Origin of the sequence: Streptomyces sp. NPDC091271, assembly GCF_044757505.1 — a bacterium.
GTDB lineage: Bacteria > Actinomycetota > Actinomycetes > Streptomycetales > Streptomycetaceae > Streptomyces.
The window spans coordinates 486,751-503,692 of sequence record NZ_JBIVVD010000003.1 but is presented as its reverse complement, the minus strand read 5'-3'; the positions used below and the strand labels follow the sequence as shown (position 1 = coordinate 503,692).

The following is a 16,942-nucleotide window of genomic DNA, read 5'->3' as shown; positions in this document are numbered from 1 at the left end:
TACACGCCGGGGGGCGTGCGGCTGCTGAGGGTTCGGGGGATCAGGTGACGGGGTTCGTCCTTCTGCGGGTGCGCGCGCACCGGCTCCTGCTCGCCGCCGCAGTCCTGGCCGTGCTGCTCACCACCTGTGTGCTGGCCGCGCTCACCGCGTTCTCGGGTTCCATAGGCGACGCCGCTCTGCGGCACACGCTCACCCACCGTTCCGCCGCGCAGGCCTCGCTCCTCGTCTCCGCCGATGTGGACCGCGAGGAGCGGGGCGAGGCCGACGCCGCGGTGCGCCGGGCGGCCCGCGACACCTTCGACGGGCTGCCGGTGACCGTGCGGAAGCTGGAGAGTTCGGGGGCGTACGCACTGCCGGACGGTCTCCAGGCGCCCGCCGCGCGGCGCGACCAGCCCGATCTGACGCATCTCGCCTCGCTCGACCGCAGCCGGATCCGACTCACCGCGGGGCGCCTGCCGGACGCCGGGGCGGGTGGTGCGAAGGAACGCGTACAGGTCGCGCTGCCCCGTGCCGCAGCCGAGGCGCTGAAGCTGAAGCCGGGTTCCCGCCTCACCCTCACCGATCGGCTGAAGGAGACGTCGCTGCCGGTCGAGATCACCGGCCTGTACGAGGCGTCCGACCTGGACGACCCGTACTGGCAGCTGGACCCGCTCGGCGGGCGCGGCGCCCGCAAGATCGTCTTCACCACGTACGGCCCCCTGCTGGCCGACCCCGCCGTGCTGGCTTCCGGCCGGGTCAGCGCCGGGCCGGTCTCCTGGCTGGCCGCCGCCGACTTCCGGGCGGTGACCACCGGCCGGACCGAGGCACTGCGCCGGGCGTCGACGGACGGGCCCAGGGCGCTGTCCGCCTCCCCGGTCCTCGGGGACGGTGCCATGGTGCGGACCTCGCTGCCGACCGTGATCGGCCAGATCGACCGGGCGCTGCTGGTGTCCCGCTCCACGATCATGATCGTCGCCGTGCAGCTGGTCCTGCTCGCCGGGTACGCCCTGCTGCTCGTGGCCAGGCTGCTGAGCAGCGAGCGAGGCGGCGAGACCGAACTGCTGCGGGCCCGGGGCGGGTCCAGGGGCCGGATCGCCTCACTGGCCGCGATCGAGGCACTGCTGCTCGCGGTGCCCGCCGCGGTCGTCGCGCCGCTGCTCGCCGGCCCGCTGACCCGGCTGCTCGCCGCCCGCAGCGAGCTCGGCAGGATCGGGGTGCGGCTCGACGGCGGGGTGGACGGCACGGTCTGGCTGGTGGCGGGCGCCGTCGCGCTGGCGTGCGCGCTCGCCGTGGTCGCGCCCGCCCTCGCGGCGGGAGGGGGCCGTCGTGGCGCCCGGGCCGCGACGCTGCCCACGCCGGTGCGGGCGGGCGCCGACATCGGGCTGCTGCTGATCGCCGGGGTGGCGTACTGGCAGCTGGACCGGCAGACCGGGGCGTCCGGAAGCGGTGCGCTCAGCGGCGACCGGGAGGGCGACCTGGGTATCGATCCGCTGCTGGTCGCCGCCCCCGCGCTGGCCCTGCTCGCGGGCACCGTCCTGACTCTGCGTCTGCTGCCGCCCGCGGCCCGGCTCGCGGAGCGGCGTGCGGCGGGCGGGCGGGGGCTGTCCGCGGCGCTGGCGGGCTGGCAGTTCAGCCGCCGGCCGCTCCGGGGCGCGGGCCCGGTGCTGCTGCTGGTCCTGTCGGTGGCGATGGGCATGCTGGCCATCGGTCAGAGCGCGTCCTGGGACCGTTCGCAGGGTGACCAGGCGGACTTCAGGTCGGGCGCGTCGGTGCGCATGGTGGGTGCGCTGTCCGGCGACCCGGCGAAGGCCGCCGCCTACACGGATCTTCCGGGCGTTCGGGAGGCGGCTCCGGCCTTCCGTACGACGGCCGATCTCTCCGGCGGCCGGACCGCCGAAGTCCTCGCCCTGGACACCGCGCACGCGGACGAGCGGATGCTGATGCGCGAGGACCTGTCCGGTGCGTCTGCGCAGGAGCTGTTCGACGCGATCGCGCCGCCGAGGACCGCGCGGGCCGGGGTGGTCCTGCCCGAGGGCAGCGAGCGGGTGCTGTTCGATCTGCGGATCCGTGACACCTCGGCGCCCGGCGGGAGGTCCCCGTCCTCCTCGACGGCGCTGGTGAGCGTGCTGCTGGAGGACCGTTACGGCGTCGGGTACCGGATAGGGGCGGGGACCGTGGCCGTCGACGGCCGCGCGCACAGTGTGTCGTTCCCCGTGTCCGCCGCCGGTGAGCTGGCGGTGACCGGCTTCGAGCTGGACGGGGAGGTCCCCGCCGTGCGCCCCGAGAAGCGGCTGGTCGACGTGGCGAGGCTCCGGGCCCGCACGACGGACGGGCATGAGGAGCCGGCGCCGGCTGCTGAAGGAGTGCGTTGGACGGCCGGGACGACGGTGTCCGAAGGGAGCGAGACCCGCCCCGGCGAGGCGGTTCAGGAGGTGGCCGGCTCGGGCGCCACCCCGTCGTTCCGGTACGGCACCGGAGCCACCCTGCCGGACGACTCGTTCTGGGGCAGCGGCGCCGCGGTCGGCACCCTCCGGATCACCGCGGCCCGCCCCGCGGCCCCCGTGCTGAAGGCGGTGGCCACCGATGCGTATCTGACGTACGCGGGGGCGAAGCCGGGCCAGGAGATCGACCTCACGCTGGCGGGCAACACGGTCCGGGTGAAGCTGGTGAAGTCGGTGCGGCAGCTCCCGACCACCGGCCCCGGGGCGTTTGCCGGTGCGCCCGAGGACGCCTCGGAGGAGTCGTCCGCGAAGCCGGGCGGGGGCCTGCTGCTGGACCTGAAGGCGGTGTCGGAGGTGCTCGCCCACCGGGCGGGTGCCACCCTGGCGCCCACCGAGTGGTGGCTGAGCGCCGCACCCGGCGACGGCCCGAAGGTGGCGGCGGAGCTGCGCGCGCTGCCCGGCACCGATCCGGCGCAGGTGCGGGTGCGTGACGAGGTGGCGCAGGAGCTGGCGGACGACCCGCTGGGGGCGGGACCGCAGTCCGCGCTGCTGGCCGTCGCCGTGGTGGCGGCCGCGCTGGCGGCGGTCGGATTCGCCGTCGGCCTCGTGGGCTCGCAGCGTGAACGGGCCGCCGAATTCGCCGTGTTGCGCGCGCTGGGCGCGCCCCGTCGCCGGCTGGCCCGGACCGCGGCCGCCGAACAGGGCGTCCTGATCGCCCTCGCCCTGCTGATCGGGCTCGCCCTCGGGGCGGTGCTCACCAGGGCCGTCGTACCGCTCGTCGTGCTGACCGGGCAGGCCGCGAGGCCCGTGCCGGACGCACTGGTGCTGCTGCCGGCCGGACAGGTCGCGGTCCTGCTCGCCTCGGTCGCCGCGGTGCCGCTGCTGACCGTCGCCGCGATCACACTGCGCCGCGCCGATCCCGCGGTGTCGCTGCGCCACCAGGGGGACAACTGACATGAACGCCGCCAAGATCCCGGCCGCCTGCGCCCCCTGGGTGCGTACGCGGCTGCGCACCGCCCCCGGTATCTCCGCCGCCCTCGCGGTCCTGGTGTTCCTGACCGCCTTCCTCGCCGCCGCGTTCCCGCGTTCCGTGGACGTGTACGAGACGAAAGCGCTGCGCCATGACGTCACGACGGCGGCGCCCGGGCAGAGTGTGCTCGAAGTGGTCACTCCGCCGCCCTCGCTCGCCGCGCCGCGTCCTGTGCGGGAGCAGGCCATGCGGGAGGAGTCCCTGGCCGGGATCGACCGCGCGCTGGTGAAGACGCTTCCCGACCCCGTGCGGGCCGACCTGCCGCTCTCCTCCTACGGGGTGCACACCACGAAGCCGATCGTCGCGGAGGAGGCCTGGCTGCCCCGTCCCGACGCGATGCCTCCCCAGCTCCACTACGCCGTCCCGTCGGCGCTCGGCGAGCACAGCGAGCTGGCCGCCGGGCGCTGGCCCGCCTCCCACGGCGAGGTGACCGCCGCCGCCGGTGAGGTGGAGGCGGCCGTCACCGAGGAGACCGCGAGAGAGCTGAGGATGAAGCCGGGCTCCACGCTGACGGTGCCCACCCAGGGCGGGAAGCCGCTGACCGTACGTGTCACGGGCATCGTGACCCCGCTGCACCCGGAGAGCGGCTACTGGTCGGTCGATCCCCTCTACCGCGCCCCGTCCCTGGCGCAGGACCCGGGCTCCCCGACGCCGGTCCTCTACTGGACGGGGACGCTGCTCATGGCGTCCGGCACCGGGCCGGCGCTGCTCGACACGATGGGCGAGCCGGAGCTGTACTGGCGTCTCGCCCCGGACCCCTCCGGGCTCACCGCGGCCGACGTGCCCCGGCTTCGGGACGCTGTCGCAGGGCTGGAGAACGGTCCGGCGCTGCTGAAGCTGCGTGCCCTGGTGGGACCCGTCACGACGCTCACCACGGACCTGGACGCGATCCTCGACGCGTACACGGCGATGCGCGCCGCCATCGGCCCCGTGGTCACGGTGGCCGCCGTGGGGATCGGCGCGGTGGCCGCGGTCGTCCTGCTGATGACGGGCGCGCTGATCGGCGCGCGCCGTCACCACGAGCTGGCCCTGCTGCGCTCCCGCGGCGGCTCACTGCGGGGCATCGGCGGGCGGCTGCTCGCCGAGACGGCGGTGGCCGTGCTGCCCGCTGCCGCTCTCGGGCTGCTGCTGGCCGTCCTCCTCGTCCGCGAGGCCCGGTTGCTGCCCGCCGCGGCGGGTGCGGCCGCCGTCGCGGTGCTCGTCTGCCTGGCGCTGCCACTCCGTACGGCCCTGAACCACCGCAGGCCGCTGCTGCACGGCGCCCGCGACGACATGGTGGACGCCAGGCCCACCCGGCGTCGTACGGTGGCCGAACTGACCCTGCTCGTCCTGGCGGTCGGCGCCGTCGCCGCGCTGCGCCGCCGTGGCACGTCGACGGGCTCGGGCGCCGATCTTCTGGTCAGTGCCGCGCCCGTCCTGGTGGGGCTGATCGCCGCGCTCGTACTCGTGCGGCTGTATCCGCTGCCGCTGCGCCTCGCGGCCCGCCCCGTGGCGCGGCTGCGCGGAGCGGTCGGCTTCCTGTCGCTGGCCCGCGCGGGCAGGGCCTCGTCGAGCGGCACGCTGCCCCTGCTGGCCCTGCTGATCGCGCTGACCACCGCCGCGTTCGGCGGCTCGGTGCTCGCGGGGGTCGCGGACGCCCGTGACGAGGCGTCGCTGCGGGCCGTCGGCGCGGACGCCAGGATCAGCGCGGAGGGCGGGCTCTCCCCGCTCTCCGAAGGCTTCGTCCGCGAGGTGCGGGCGGTGGACGGCGTCGAGGACGTCACCCCCGTACGCATCGAGTACGGGACCCCGCTGGCGGCCGGCCTGGACGTCAGGTCGGACACGAAGCGCGCGACGCTGATGGGCGTCGATCCGGAGTCGTACGCGCGACTGGCGCGCGGGACCGGGCTGCCGGCCTTCCCCGTGGCCAAGCTGGAAGGACCGGAGGGGCAGGACAAGGTGCTTCCCGCGCTCGTCTCGCCCGCCCTCGGCGAGCGGCTCGGTGAGCGGCCGCACACCATCCGGTCGCAGGCGGGAGACATCCGGGTCCGGGTCACCGGGGTGCTGACGCGCACCTCCGCCGTGAGCGACTCCGAGTTCCTGATCGTCGACGCGAAGGGGCTCGCCCAGCCGGATCCCACGACCCTGCTGGTCAGCGGTTCCTCGCTCGACGGACGCCGGCTGACGGCCGCAGCGCGCGTCGAGGGGCCGGAGTTCGGGGTGCGGCTGCGGTCGGCGGAGCGCGAGAGGTTCGTGGACACCCCGATGCAGTCGGGCGCCGAACGGATCTACGGGGCCGCGGTCGTGGCGGGCGCCGGATACGCGCTGCTCGCCGTAGGTCTCTCCCTGCTGCAGACCGCCCCGGAGCGCACCACGCTCCTGGCCCGGCTGCGCACCATGGGGCTCACGACGCGGCAGGGGAGACGGCTGCTCGCGTCCGAGGCGATGCCGCAGGCGCTGCTGGCCGCGTTCGGCGGGCTCCTCGTCGGCTGGGCGACCATCGCCCTGCTGGCACCGGGCGTCGATCTGGGCGCGCTGGCACTGGCCGGCGGCGCCCCCTCGACGCCTCACACCGCATCGCTGCGGGCCGACCTCCTGTCGCTGGCACTCCCGGCGGCCGGGGTGGTCGTCCTCGCCGCAGCCGTGGCCGGCGTCCAGGCGTGGTGGGCGAGCCGTCGTGGATCGATCAAGGAACTCAGGGCAGGAGACACCCGGTGACATCGTCGACAGAGACCACCCTGGCGGAACTCGAACGACGGGCCGCGGCGCGCCGTGACCGGCCTTCGTACGGGCACGACGCCCTGATCGCCTGCGACCGGCTGGTGCGCATCTTCTCCACGGACGGTGTGGAGGTGCAGGCGCTCCAGGGGCTCGATCTGCTGGTCACCGAAGGCGAGTTGATGGCTCTGGTCGGCGCCTCGGGCAGCGGGAAGTCGACCCTGATGAACATCCTCGCGGGCCTGGACGTCCCCACGGCCGGGTCGGCGAAGGTCGCGGGCTGCGACCTGCTGACGATGGGGCAGAAGGAGCGGCTGCGCTACCGCCGCGACGTCGTCGGGTTCGTCTGGCAGCAGACCTCCCGCAATCTGCTGTCGTACCTGACCGCCGCACAGAACATCACGCTCCCCATGCAGCTGCGTGGCGGCGGCCGGAACCGCGAACGGGCCGCGCGGGCCGAGTCGTTGCTGGAGATGCTGGAGGTCGCGGACTGCCGCGACCGCCGCCCCGCCCAGATGTCCGGCGGCCAGCAGCAGCGGGTGGCGATCGCCGTGGCCCTGGCCAACAATCCGTCGGTGCTGCTCGCCGACGAGCCGACCGGTGAGCTGGACTCCGCGACCGGCGAGCAGGTGTTCGCCGCGTTCCGGCGTGCCAACGAAGAGCTCGGCACGACGATCGTCATCGTCACCCACGACCAGGCGGTGGCGAGCGAGGTGCGCCGTACGGTCGCGATCCGCGACGGCCGTACGTCGTCCGAGGTGCTGCGGCGCACCGAGGTGGACGCGGCGACGGGGCAGGAGTCCCAGGTGGCGCGGGAGTACGCGATGCTCGACCGGGCGGGGCGGCTGCAGCTGCCGGCCGACTACACGGAGGCCCTGGGGATGGAGCACCGGGTGATGCTGGAGCTGGAGCAGGACCACATCGGGGTGTGGCCGGACGCGCCGAAGGAGTAGGTGCCCGGGTTCGGATCAGGCCGTCGGAACAAGCCGTCCAGGTCAGGCCGTCCAGGTCAAGCCGTCCGGGTCAGGCCGTCCGGGTCAGGCCGTTCCGACCGTCACGGCGAGCGCCCCGAGGCCGCCACCGCCCGCACCGCGCAGGGCGATCGAGCCGAAGGGTGTGCGCAGCCGCAGCCAGGATCCCGCCGTGAACAGCGCGACGGGGAAATCGGGCGCCGGGCGGAGGAAGCCGAGGGACTGGGCGGCGTGGACGGCGCGCAGCGGGAGCTCCGTGTCCCCGACCGTCCGGGACCAGATGTCGTGGCCGATCAGGTCGCGTTCGGCCCGCGTGCGCCGGTCCTCGGGCAGCGCCGCGTCACGGGACCGGAACTCGGCCACGGCGTCGGTGAGCCGGGCGCGCAGGTCGACGGGGTCCGGCAGCCCTGGGCGCTCCTGCCAGCCGCTTCGCGGCGGCAGCAGCCCCGCCCACGGCGGCCCGGTGACGGGCGCGGGCAGCGGACAGACCGCTTCGCCGGCCCCCTCCGTGGCGAGCGCTTCGAGGAGCTCACCGGCCGAGACCGTGACGTCGAAGTCGTGGCTGCCGGACAGCCGGGCCGTCCGGATCGCGAGGACCTCGAACGACGGCGGCCGGCCGAAGACGGCCAGCGCGCCGCCGCCCGCCTGGAGACGGACGGCGGCGGCCCGGTCGTAGTGCAGGAGCCGGCCGAGGAAGGCGGCGAGATCGGCCGCCTCCCTCACGTCGGCGAACCGCGCCGACCGCACAGGCACTGTCATGCGACGGCGGGCTCCTGGTCGAGGTACTCCTGCAGGAAGAGCTTCTCCTCGGCGGTGATCCGCCGGGGCCGCTCCTCCGCCAGGTTGTACGGCACGACGACCGTCGACGCCCGTACGTACACCTGCTCGGGGTCCTTGACCTCGTAGGCGATCGTCAGCGACGCCGCGGTGATCTTCGTGACCCAGGACTCGATGGTCACCGGGGCGTGCCGGTGGACCAGCGGGCGCACGTAGTCGATCTCGTGCCGGGCCACGACGGACCCGCCGGCGAAGGACGGCGAGCCGTCCCCCGGCGCCAGCCGGAACATGAAGTCGATGCGCGCCTCCTCCAGATAGCGGAGGAAGACCACGTTGTTCACGTGGCCGAAGGCATCCATGTCCGACCAGCGCAGCGGGCAGCTGTAGATGTGACGGGCCAAGTCGATCAGCCTCGCGTGAGCTTCTTGTAGGTGGCACGGTGCGGGCGGGCCGCGTCCGCGCCGAGACGCTCGACCTTGTTCTTCTCGTACGACTCGAAGTTGCCCTCGAACCAGTACCACTTGGAGTCGCCCTCGTACGCCAGGATGTGCGTGGCGACGCGGTCCAGGAACCAGCGGTCGTGGGAGATGACCACCGCTGCTCCGGGGAACTCCAGCAGCGCGTTCTCGAGCGAGGACAGGGTCTCGACGTCGAGGTCGTTGGTGGGCTCGTCGAGGAGCAGCAGGTTGCCGCCCTCCTTGAGCGTCAGCGCCAGGTTCAGGCGGTTGCGCTCACCACCGGAGAGGACACCGGCCGGCTTCTGCTGGTCCGGGCCCTTGAAGCCGAAGGCGGAGACGTACGCCCGCGAGGGCATCTCGACCTGGCCGACGTTGATGTAGTCCAGCTCGTCCGACACGACGGCCCAGAGGGTCTTCTTCGGGTCGATGTTGGCGCGGGACTGGTCGACGTACGAGATCTTGACCGTGTCGCCGACCTTGATGGCGCCGGAGTCCGGCGTCTCCAGGCCCTGGATCATCTTGAACAGCGTGGTCTTGCCCGCGCCGTTCGGGCCGATGACGCCGACGATGCCGTTGCGCGGGAGCGTGAAGGACAGGTCGTCGATGAGGACCTTGTCGCCGAAGGCCTTCGAGAGGTTCTCGACCTCGACGACGATGGAACCGAGCCGCGGGCCCGGCGGGATCTGGATCTCCTCGAAGTCCAGCTTCCGCATCTTGTCCGCCTCGGCCGCCATCTCCTCGTAACGGGCGAGGCGTGCCTTGGACTTGGTCTGCCGGCCCTTGGCGTTGGAGCGGACCCACTCCAGCTCTTCCTTGAGCCGCTTGGCGCGCTTCTCGTCCTTGCGGCCCTCGACCTTGAGGCGGGTGGCCTTCTTGTCGAGGTACGTGGAGTAGTTGCCCTCGTAGGGCAGGGCGCGGCCGCGGTCGAGCTCGAGGATCCACTCGGCGACGTTGTTCAGGAAGTACCGGTCGTGCGTCACGGCGACGACGGCGCCCGCGTACTTCGAGAGGTGCTGCTCCAGCCAGTTCACCGACTCGGCGTCGAGGTGGTTGGTGGGCTCGTCGAGGAGGAGCAGGTCCGGGGCCTCGATGAGGAGCTTGCAGAGCGCCACACGGCGCTTCTCGCCGCCGGAGAGGTTGTTGACGGGCCAGTCGCCGGGCGGGCAGCCCAGGGCGTCCATGGCCTGCTCCAGCTGGGCGTCGAGGTCCCAGGCGTTGGCGTGGTCCAGGTCCTCCTGGAGCTTGCCCATCTCGTCCATGAGCGCGTCGGAGTAGTCCGTCGCCATGAGCTCGGCGACCTCGTTGAAGCGCTTGAGCTTGCCCATGATCTCGGCGGCGCCGTCCTGGACGTTCTCCAGGACGGACTTGTTCTCGTCGAGCTTCGGCTCCTGCATGAGGATGCCGACGCTGAATCCGGGCGACAGGAAGGCGTCACCGTTGGACGGCTGCTCCAGGCCGGCCATGATCTTCAGCACCGTGGACTTACCGGCACCGTTGGGTCCCACGACACCGATCTTCGCGCCGGGCAGGAAGTTCAGGTTGACGTCATCGAGAATCACCTTGTCGCCGTGCGCCTTGCGCGTCTTGCGCATGGTGTAGATGTACTCAGCCAAGAGAAACCGTCCGGCAGCAATAGAGGTGTGGGCAGATACACCCATCTTGCCTGACGTCCGCACCCGGACGGAAACCCGTCCGGTCACCGGTACGGGACGGGCCCCTCGGGGCGGCCCGCCCCGAGGGGCCCGGGAAACACGAAGGGCCTGGTACGGAGGTCCGTACCAGGCCCTTCACCGGCGCATTCCCGCTGCGCCTGTGCTCAGTCACTCACCGCTGGTCCGCGGCTTCTTCCGGCGGAGCAGGAAGACCGCGCCGCCACCGAGGACGACGAGGGCGATGGCGACACCCGCGATGACGGGGGTGGCGCTGGAACCGCCGGTCGCGGCGAGGTCACCCTCGGTGCCCGGGGCGCTCGCGGCGGGCGCGGGCGTCGGCTCGGAACCGGTCTGGGTCGTGGTGTCGTCACCCGGGGCGGGGGTGCCGGCGGTCTCGCAGTCCAGGACGCCCTTGAAGTTCTTGCTGAAGCCGCCAGGGCCGGTGATCGTGAAGTCGTAGGCCTCGTCCTCGCCGACCGGGACGGTCACCGTGCGGGTCTCACCGGCCGGGATGGTGTGTTCGGTACCGGCCAGCTCGAAGATGAACGCCTCGTCACCGGTGTTGCTCGCGGTGATGTCGACGCCGCCCTTGGCGCAGTTCTTCTGCGCGGTCACCGCCGGGACGGCACCCTTCTCGGCCCAGGTGGCGGTCGCCGTCGCCGAGACGGTCGACTCGCTGGAGCCGGCGAGGATCATGGTCTGGCTCTTGATGAGTCCGGCGAAGACCCGGCCGACAGGCACGGACGTGGTGGCCTGGACGGTCAGCGAGGCGGAGCCGTCGGTGGCGTCGTCGGGGACGGAGAAGTAGAGGTCGGATCCGTCGGCGGCCTCGGTGACGGGCTTGCCGGCCTTGTCGGTGACCTGTACCCCGCTGGCGGCGGCGTCGGCGGGCGGTGCCACCGCGACCTGGCCGGCGTCGGTGTGGACGGTGATCGGACCCAGCGTCTCACCGGCCTTGCCGGAGACCGCGGCCGGAGAAAGCCCCACGGACGCCTTGGGCTCCGCGACGTTCTCGGCGTTCGCCTCCAGCCAGTCGGCGAGCTTCTCGGCATTCGCGTCCTCGGCCGTCACGTCGGCCTTGTCCGAGAAGCGCCAGATGGCGACCTGGGTGCCGGCGGCGGCGGTCTTCTCGTCGAGCGGGCCGGTACCAGCCTTCTCGGCGAGCGCCGCGAAGTCGTTGACCTGCGGGTAGGAGTGCTGCAGGATCCAGCGCACCTTGCCGGCTTCCGCGTTGGCGCCGAGCGAAGACTGGTCCCAGGGGGTCTCCAGGTACTTCGCGCCGTCCTTGGTGGGCGTGTGGAAGTCGATGCAGTAGGTCTGAATCGTGCCGCCGCCGTCGACCTTCATCTCGAACAGACCGGCGGGCAGCTCCTGGGGCTTCTTGCCCTCACCGGTGTTGAGCTGGGCGGTGCCGTAGGTCTTCAGACCGTCCAGTACGGCGACCGCACCACCCTGGTGCTGGCCCGAATCGTCCGCAGGCGCGGCCGTGGCGGCCGTCGCTCCGACGATCGTTCCCGCGGCGACCAGCCCGGTGGCCAGCATCGCGGCGGCTGCCCTGACGAGACCGCGGCCCTTGCTCCGGCCCGCTGGGGAGCCCTCCGTCGCCGCCGTGGACGACGAAGTGAAGGCTGAAGACACAGAAATCACAGAATTCCCCTCCGGGCGAGGCCTTCACGCGTGGTGTGCGTGTGGGAGGTGCCCCGCCAGCAAACTCAAGTGCCGCATGAGTACGGGGGAATCGTAAGGAGCCGAGCGAACGGGAATGCCCGTCATGCCGTCAGATAAGCATTCCGACTCGTAATCGTTATAGCCCTGTTCGGCGCGCCCCCTCCTCTTCAGGACACCGATGCCATTTCCGTGGCCGGTTTCTGACGATGCGTAGGCGTCGTCAGCGCGGGGTCGGCTCTGGCGACTCGCCGGAACGCCGCCGTCCCTCTGGTCAGGTCGTGCCCCACCGCCACGGCCTCGATGTCCACGGAGGTCTTCCACACCCCGTCCCGCTCCTCCTCGCGCACCTTCAGGCGGCCGTGCACGACGAGCGGCTCTCCGACCGAGACCGAGCCGGACAGATTCGCCGCGAGCGTCCGCCGCGCCCACACCGTGTAGAAGCTGGTGCGGCCGTCCGTCCAGGTCTGCTTCTCCCGGTCCCACCGCCGGGGCGTCACCGCCAACCGGAATCGCGCCGTGGGCCCCGTGGCCGTCTCCCGGAAGTCCACCGCTGTCGCGGCGTTTCCCACCAGCGTCACCGACGTCTCGTTCATTTCAGGTCCCCCGATTCCTGCCGCATTCCGTCCGCTTTCCGGCCCGCTGTCCGCCCTGCACCGATGCGGTGCGATGACGTGCGATCCGGTGCGTCTGTCTGATCCGCTGCGAACCATGCTGGACGGAAAACGGGAATCCCGCCGATGCCTGTGGATTACCCGCCGGTTGTGGACAACTCCGTCACCGCCACATATCGCTCCCGCACCTCGCGGTACCGTGCCAGTTCCGCCGCGACCGGGTCGAGGACCCTGACCCTGCCGCACCCGGCGGCGGCCTCGCGGAGCCGCCGTTCCGCCTCCTGGCCGTACCGGCGCGCGGGTCCCTTCGCCGCCGCCGCGCACGACCACTCGACGAGCGGCCCGCCGACCACTCCGGCCAGCATCAGCAGGGCCGGGGTGAGCAGGCCGGGTTCGAGCACGCCCACGATCTGGCCGAGCAGCCACAGTCCGCCGAAGATCTGGAGCAGCGTCATCGAGGCCTGCGCGAGCACCGCCGCGGGCCACCATGCCGGGCGGGGCGGCCTGGCGACGCGGCCGCCCGGCGCGCCGGCCCTGCCCACGGAAACGGAACCAGAACCGGAACCGGCGGCACCTGAGCCGCGCTTCCGCTGCCCCGCCGCCGTGGTCGCCCCGCCCGCGCCCTGCTCACCCGGGCCCACGGGAGCGGACCCCGTGTCCGCGTTGCCCCCGCGGCCCCGGCCACCGGCTCCCGCCTGCGCGTTCCGCGACAGCTCGTCCAGCGCCTCCGGCAGCCCCTTCGCCCCGTTCACCGCCGTCTCGCGCACGGCCTGCGCCCACGGCGTGGGCAGTCCGTCCACCGCGTCGTCCGCCAGCTTCCGTACGGCCTGCTCCACGCGCTGCCGGGCGGTGAGCTCCTCCTCCGGCGGTGCGAGAGCCTGTGCCATCAGGTCCAGACCGCCGCCCAGCTGCCGGGTGGACTCGTACCAGCGCCACAGCCGCAGCCAGGGCGTCCCGCAGGCCCGCCCGGCGTTCCTCCGCCACTCGCGCTCCGCCGCCTGGCCCGCCGCCGCCGCGCCGACGGCCTCCGAGAGCCGGTCGGTGAAATCCTCCCGGGCCCGCTCGCCGAGCCCCGGCCGCCCCTCGGCGACGTACACCGGCCGGAGCCGCGCGGCGGCCGCGTCCACGTCGGCGGAGAGCCTGCGCGCCGCCGCCGTACGGTCCTGGACGAACCTGCCGAGCACCTCGCGCAGGTCGCCCACCCCGGCCCCGGTGAGCGCGGACAGGGACATGACGGTGGCACCCGGCTCTCCGTGCTCCCCCACCGCCATGCCGTCCTCGTCGAGCAGCCGGCGCAGGTCGTCCAGGACCAGGTCGGCGGCCTCGCCGGACAGCCGGTCGATCTGGTTGAGCACGACGAAGGAGATCTCGGCGTGCCCGGCGAGGGGCCGCAGATAGCGTTCGTGCAGGGCCGCGTCGGCGTACTTCTCCGGGTCGACGACCCAGATCACCGCGTCGACCAGGGCCAGCACCCGGTCCACCTGCTCACGGTGGCCGGTCGCCGCCGAGTCGTGGTCGGGCAGGTCAACGAGAACGAGCCCCTGCAGCGCCTCGTCGGTCGCCGTGCCGCCCTGCACCGGCCTGCGCCGGAGCCGCCCGGGGATGGCCAGCCGGTCGAGCAGTCCGGCGGCGCCGTCGGTCCAGCTGCAGGCGATCGGGGCCGAGGTCGTCGGCCGGCGCAGCCCCGTGTCGGAGATCTGGACGCCCGCGAGCGCGTTGAAGAGCGTGGACTTACCGCTGCCGGTGGCCCCCGCGACGGCGACGACCGTGTGCCTGGAGGAGAGCCGTTGGCGCGCCGACGCCTCGTCGAGCACCCGGCCCGCCTCGGCGAGGGTGTCCCCGTCGAGCCGGGCGCGGGAGAGCCCGACCAGTTCGCGCAGTGCGTCCAGCCGTGGCCGCAGCGGGCTGCCGGGCAGCCCGTACGCCTCGACCTGGGGTCCCGGTTCGTCGTCCGGGGGAGTCCGCTCGGCCTCCGCGCTCTCCTGCGCGGCCTCAGCGGCACGCCGCGCGATGAGCCCGTCGTCCCAGCGCCTGCCGTCGTCCCGCCCGGCGTTCTCCGCGCCCTCGTGCTCCGGTCCCTGTCCGTGGTCCCGGCCCTGGTCAGTGACGGCAGTCATCGCTGCCACCTCTCCTTCTGCAGTACGGACAGCGCGGCGATGAGCTCGGCCTGCGGCTCTGGGGCGACGTCGAGCGCGTCCAGCGGGGCGAGCCGCCGGTCGCGCTCGCCGTGCATGACCTGGCCCAGGCAGTCGGTGAGCAGCGCCCCGCCCTTGTCGCGGAGGCGCAGCGCCCCCTGGGCGCCGATCCGTTCGGCGAGCTGCTCCCCGGCGCCCCTGGCGCGGCGGCCGCCGAGAAGGGCGGCGGCCAGCAGCGCGGCCACCGTCTCGGCGTCGGGCGCGGCATTGCGTTCGAGCAGCCGCGCCTCCTCCTCGGCCAGCTCCTCCAGGACGCGCCGCCAGCGCCGTACGGCCATGGCGATCCGGCCCTGGATGTCCTCGGCGGGCCCCCATCCGCCGGCCTCCCGGCCGGCGTCCTCGAACCGGAAGATCCCGGCGGCGGGCTCCCGCTGCCAGACCGCGCGGATCTGTTCGTCGGAGGCCGCCACGGCGCACTGGAGCAGAGCGATCAGGCTCTCCACGAGTGCGTCCAGCAGCTCCCCCGCGGTGCTGTAGAGCGGATATCCGCGCCACCGGGTGCGGGCGCCGCCGGCGAGCACCGCGCCGTCGCGGAGCCTCCGTCGCACGCGCGACAGCTCCTTCCCGTACGCCTCCTCGACCACACCGGTCAGCCGTACGGCCGCGGCGTACTGCGCGGCGACGGCGCCGGCCAGCTCGGGCATCCGCACGTTGAGCGAGTCGATGACCCCGGACGCCGTGCGTCCCACGGCCTGCTGACGGGCCGCCGGGTCCTGTGCCCGGTGCGTGAGCCAGGCACGCAGGGGGGCGACCGCGGTGGTGGGCAGCAACCCGCTGCCGCCGCCCGCGGACTCGGGGAGCTCCGGGATGGTGAAGCGGGGCACATCACCGAGGCCGGCCCGGGTGAGCAGGGCGGCGTACTGCCGGGACACCTCGGCGATCACCTGGTGCGGCACCCGGTCCAGGACGGTGACCAGGGAGGCGTCGTACTCCTTGGCGGTGCGCAGCAGATGCCACGGCACGGCGTCCGCGTACCGGGACGCGGTGGTCACCATGACCCACACGTCGGCGGCGCAGATGAGCTCGGCGGCCAGGACACGGTTCCGGACGACGAGGGAGTCGATGTCCGGGGCGTCAAGGAGCGCCAGCCCCCGGGGCAGGGTCGCCGCGGTCTCGACACGCAGCACGGTGTCGTCCCGGTCCCCCTCGCCCCCTAGGTGGTCGAGCCCGTCCGGGTCCGGGATCTGCCCCGGCGGCAGCCACACCCTGGTCAGCTGTGGCAGCACCCGCACCCCGGCGAACCAGTGGTGGTCGTCCGGGTGGCAGACGAGTACGGGGGTGCGCGTGGTCGGGCGCAGGACACCGGCCTCACTGACCCGGCACCCCACCAGCGAGTTCACGAGCGTGGACTTGCCGGCTCCGGTGGATCCGCCGATCACCGCGAGCAGGGGTGCCTCGGGATCCTTGAGACGGGGTACGAGGTAGTCGTCGAGCTGGGCGAGCAGTTCGGTCCGCGTCTGCCGGGCGCGCGGGGCCCCCGGCAGGGGAAGTGGAAGACGCACGGCAGCGACACGGTCGCGCAGGGCGGAAAGTGCGTCGATGAGCTGGGGCCGTACATCCATGGTTACCACATGTGAAGAATGCCCAATTTTGACGCCTTTTTGAAGCGTATAGGCCCCTCTGCGCGGCGGATCCACCCTGGGGGACAGAGGGGACGAGTGGGGCGCAGGCATAACGAGTGCACAACACCCGGGGCGCGAGGCGTCAAAAGCGATGCACGAATCGCACCCACCTGCGATTATCGGTTCGCTTCACCGAACCTCCACATCGTGCCACGCAGGTGAAGCAACCGGGACGAGGTGATCTGAGCCCTATCCTTGTCCCCGCAAGGTCACGGATGGCTTGAACCGCGCCCTCCGGGACACCCGGCCCCCGTAGCTCAGTGGATAGAGCAGGCGCCTTCTAAGCGCTTGGCCGCAGGTTCGAGTCCTGCCGGGGGCGCATAACGCGCACCACTGTGAGGCCCTCCACCCCGGAGGGCCTCTTCGCTGGGCAGAGGCACGATACCGAGCGGTGCGTAGCAGCAACGTAAGCGCCGGACCGGCCCTCGGGCGGTTGCGAGGGCCGGTCCGGCGCTGTCCGGCTGTCACCGGGCAGGGGTGGGGGGCAGGGGCGCTCAGCGATTACTTCTGCACCGGCGGGCAGGTGCCCGTGTCCTCACCGATCGAGTTGATCTCGGCGTTCGAGCGCGAGTCGCCCGCGTAATCGACCTGGTCCGTGCACTTCGTACCCGGGTCCTTCGGCGTACCCGACGCCTCACCGGACTTCTGCACCGGCGGGCACGTACCCGTGTCCTCACCGATCGAGTTGATCTCGGCGTTCGAGCGCGAGTCGCCCGCGTAATCGACCTGGTCCGTGCACTTCGTGCCCGGGTCCTTCGGCGTACCCGACGCCTCACCGGACTTCTGCACCGGCGGGCACGTACCCGTGTCCTCACCGATCGAGTTGATCTCGGCGTTCGAG

The 16,942-nt window shown here is 73.0% G+C and carries 10 protein-coding genes, 1 tRNA gene and 1 pseudogene; 4 read left to right on the top strand and 8 right to left on the bottom strand.

Annotation, left to right across the window (positions count from 1 at the left end; translation table 11 throughout):
* The first annotated feature begins 44 nt into the window (after positions 1–44).
* The 3 genes from ACIQM3_RS14080 to ACIQM3_RS14070 are packed head-to-tail and all read left to right on the top strand — an operon-like array spanning position 45 to position 7,100.
* Positions 45–3,374, top strand: coding sequence for an FtsX-like permease family protein (locus ACIQM3_RS14080; protein WP_401623512.1), 3,330 nt, complete (start codon positions 45–47; stop codon positions 3,372–3,374).
* Between the two features lies 1 nt (position 3,375).
* Positions 3,376–6,147, top strand: coding sequence for an ABC transporter permease (locus ACIQM3_RS14075; protein WP_401623510.1), 2,772 nt, complete (start codon positions 3,376–3,378; stop codon positions 6,145–6,147).
* Positions 6,144–7,100, top strand: coding sequence for an ATP-binding cassette domain-containing protein (locus tag ACIQM3_RS14070; protein WP_401623508.1), 957 nt, complete (start codon positions 6,144–6,146; stop codon positions 7,098–7,100). The genes ACIQM3_RS14075 and ACIQM3_RS14070 overlap by 4 nt, the downstream gene beginning before the upstream one ends.
* An 84-nt stretch (positions 7,101–7,184) precedes the next feature.
* Here the strand turns inward: ACIQM3_RS14070 and ACIQM3_RS14065 are convergent, their stop codons facing one another.
* The 7 genes from ACIQM3_RS14065 to ACIQM3_RS14035 all read right to left on the bottom strand — a co-directional run bounded on the left by ACIQM3_RS14065 (position 7,185) and on the right by ACIQM3_RS14035 (position 16,041).
* Positions 7,185–7,877 carry a hypothetical protein gene (locus ACIQM3_RS14065; RefSeq protein WP_401623506.1) on the bottom strand — a complete coding sequence of 231 codons (693 nt, stop codon included), beginning with the start codon at positions 7,875–7,877 and terminating at the stop codon, positions 7,185–7,187.
* A complete protein-coding gene (locus tag ACIQM3_RS14060) occupies positions 7,874–8,296 on the bottom strand; it encodes a thioesterase family protein (RefSeq protein WP_362926592.1) in 423 nt (140 codons plus the stop codon). The genes ACIQM3_RS14065 and ACIQM3_RS14060 overlap by 4 nt, the downstream gene beginning before the upstream one ends.
* A gap of 5 nt (positions 8,297–8,301) precedes the next feature.
* Positions 8,302–9,966 (bottom strand): energy-dependent translational throttle protein EttA, encoded by a 1,665-nt coding sequence (gene ettA / locus ACIQM3_RS14055; protein ID WP_104785750.1) that lies wholly within the window; start codon positions 9,964–9,966, stop codon positions 8,302–8,304.
* Between the two features lie 207 nt (positions 9,967–10,173).
* Positions 10,174–11,547: a Cys-Gln thioester bond-forming surface protein gene (locus ACIQM3_RS14050; RefSeq protein ID WP_401624350.1), complete on the bottom strand. Its 1,374-nt coding sequence runs from the start codon at positions 11,545–11,547 to the stop codon at positions 10,174–10,176.
* Positions 11,548–11,840: 293 nt separating this feature from the next.
* Positions 11,841–12,266, bottom strand: a complete 426-nt coding sequence (locus ACIQM3_RS14045; protein ID WP_401623504.1) for a single-stranded DNA-binding protein — start codon at positions 12,264–12,266, stop codon at positions 11,841–11,843.
* 155 nt (positions 12,267–12,421) lie between these two features.
* Positions 12,422–14,401 (bottom strand): GTPase, encoded by a 1,980-nt coding sequence (locus ACIQM3_RS14040; RefSeq protein WP_401623502.1) that lies wholly within the window; start codon positions 14,399–14,401, stop codon positions 12,422–12,424.
* Positions 14,398–16,041: a dynamin family protein gene (locus ACIQM3_RS14035; RefSeq protein WP_401623500.1), complete on the bottom strand. Its 1,644-nt coding sequence runs from the start codon at positions 16,039–16,041 to the stop codon at positions 14,398–14,400. Before ACIQM3_RS14035 ends, ACIQM3_RS14040 begins: the two co-directional genes overlap by 4 nt.
* Before the next feature lie 306 nt (positions 16,042–16,347).
* Here ACIQM3_RS14035 and ACIQM3_RS14030 point away from each other — a divergent pair.
* Positions 16,348–16,420, top strand: a tRNA-Arg gene (locus tag ACIQM3_RS14030).
* A 182-nt stretch (positions 16,421–16,602) separates the two neighbouring features.
* On the opposite strand, the pseudogene ACIQM3_RS14025 reads toward ACIQM3_RS14030, so the two are convergent.
* Positions 16,603–16,942 (bottom strand): annotated as a pseudogene (locus tag ACIQM3_RS14025) (hypothetical protein); the annotation flags it as partial.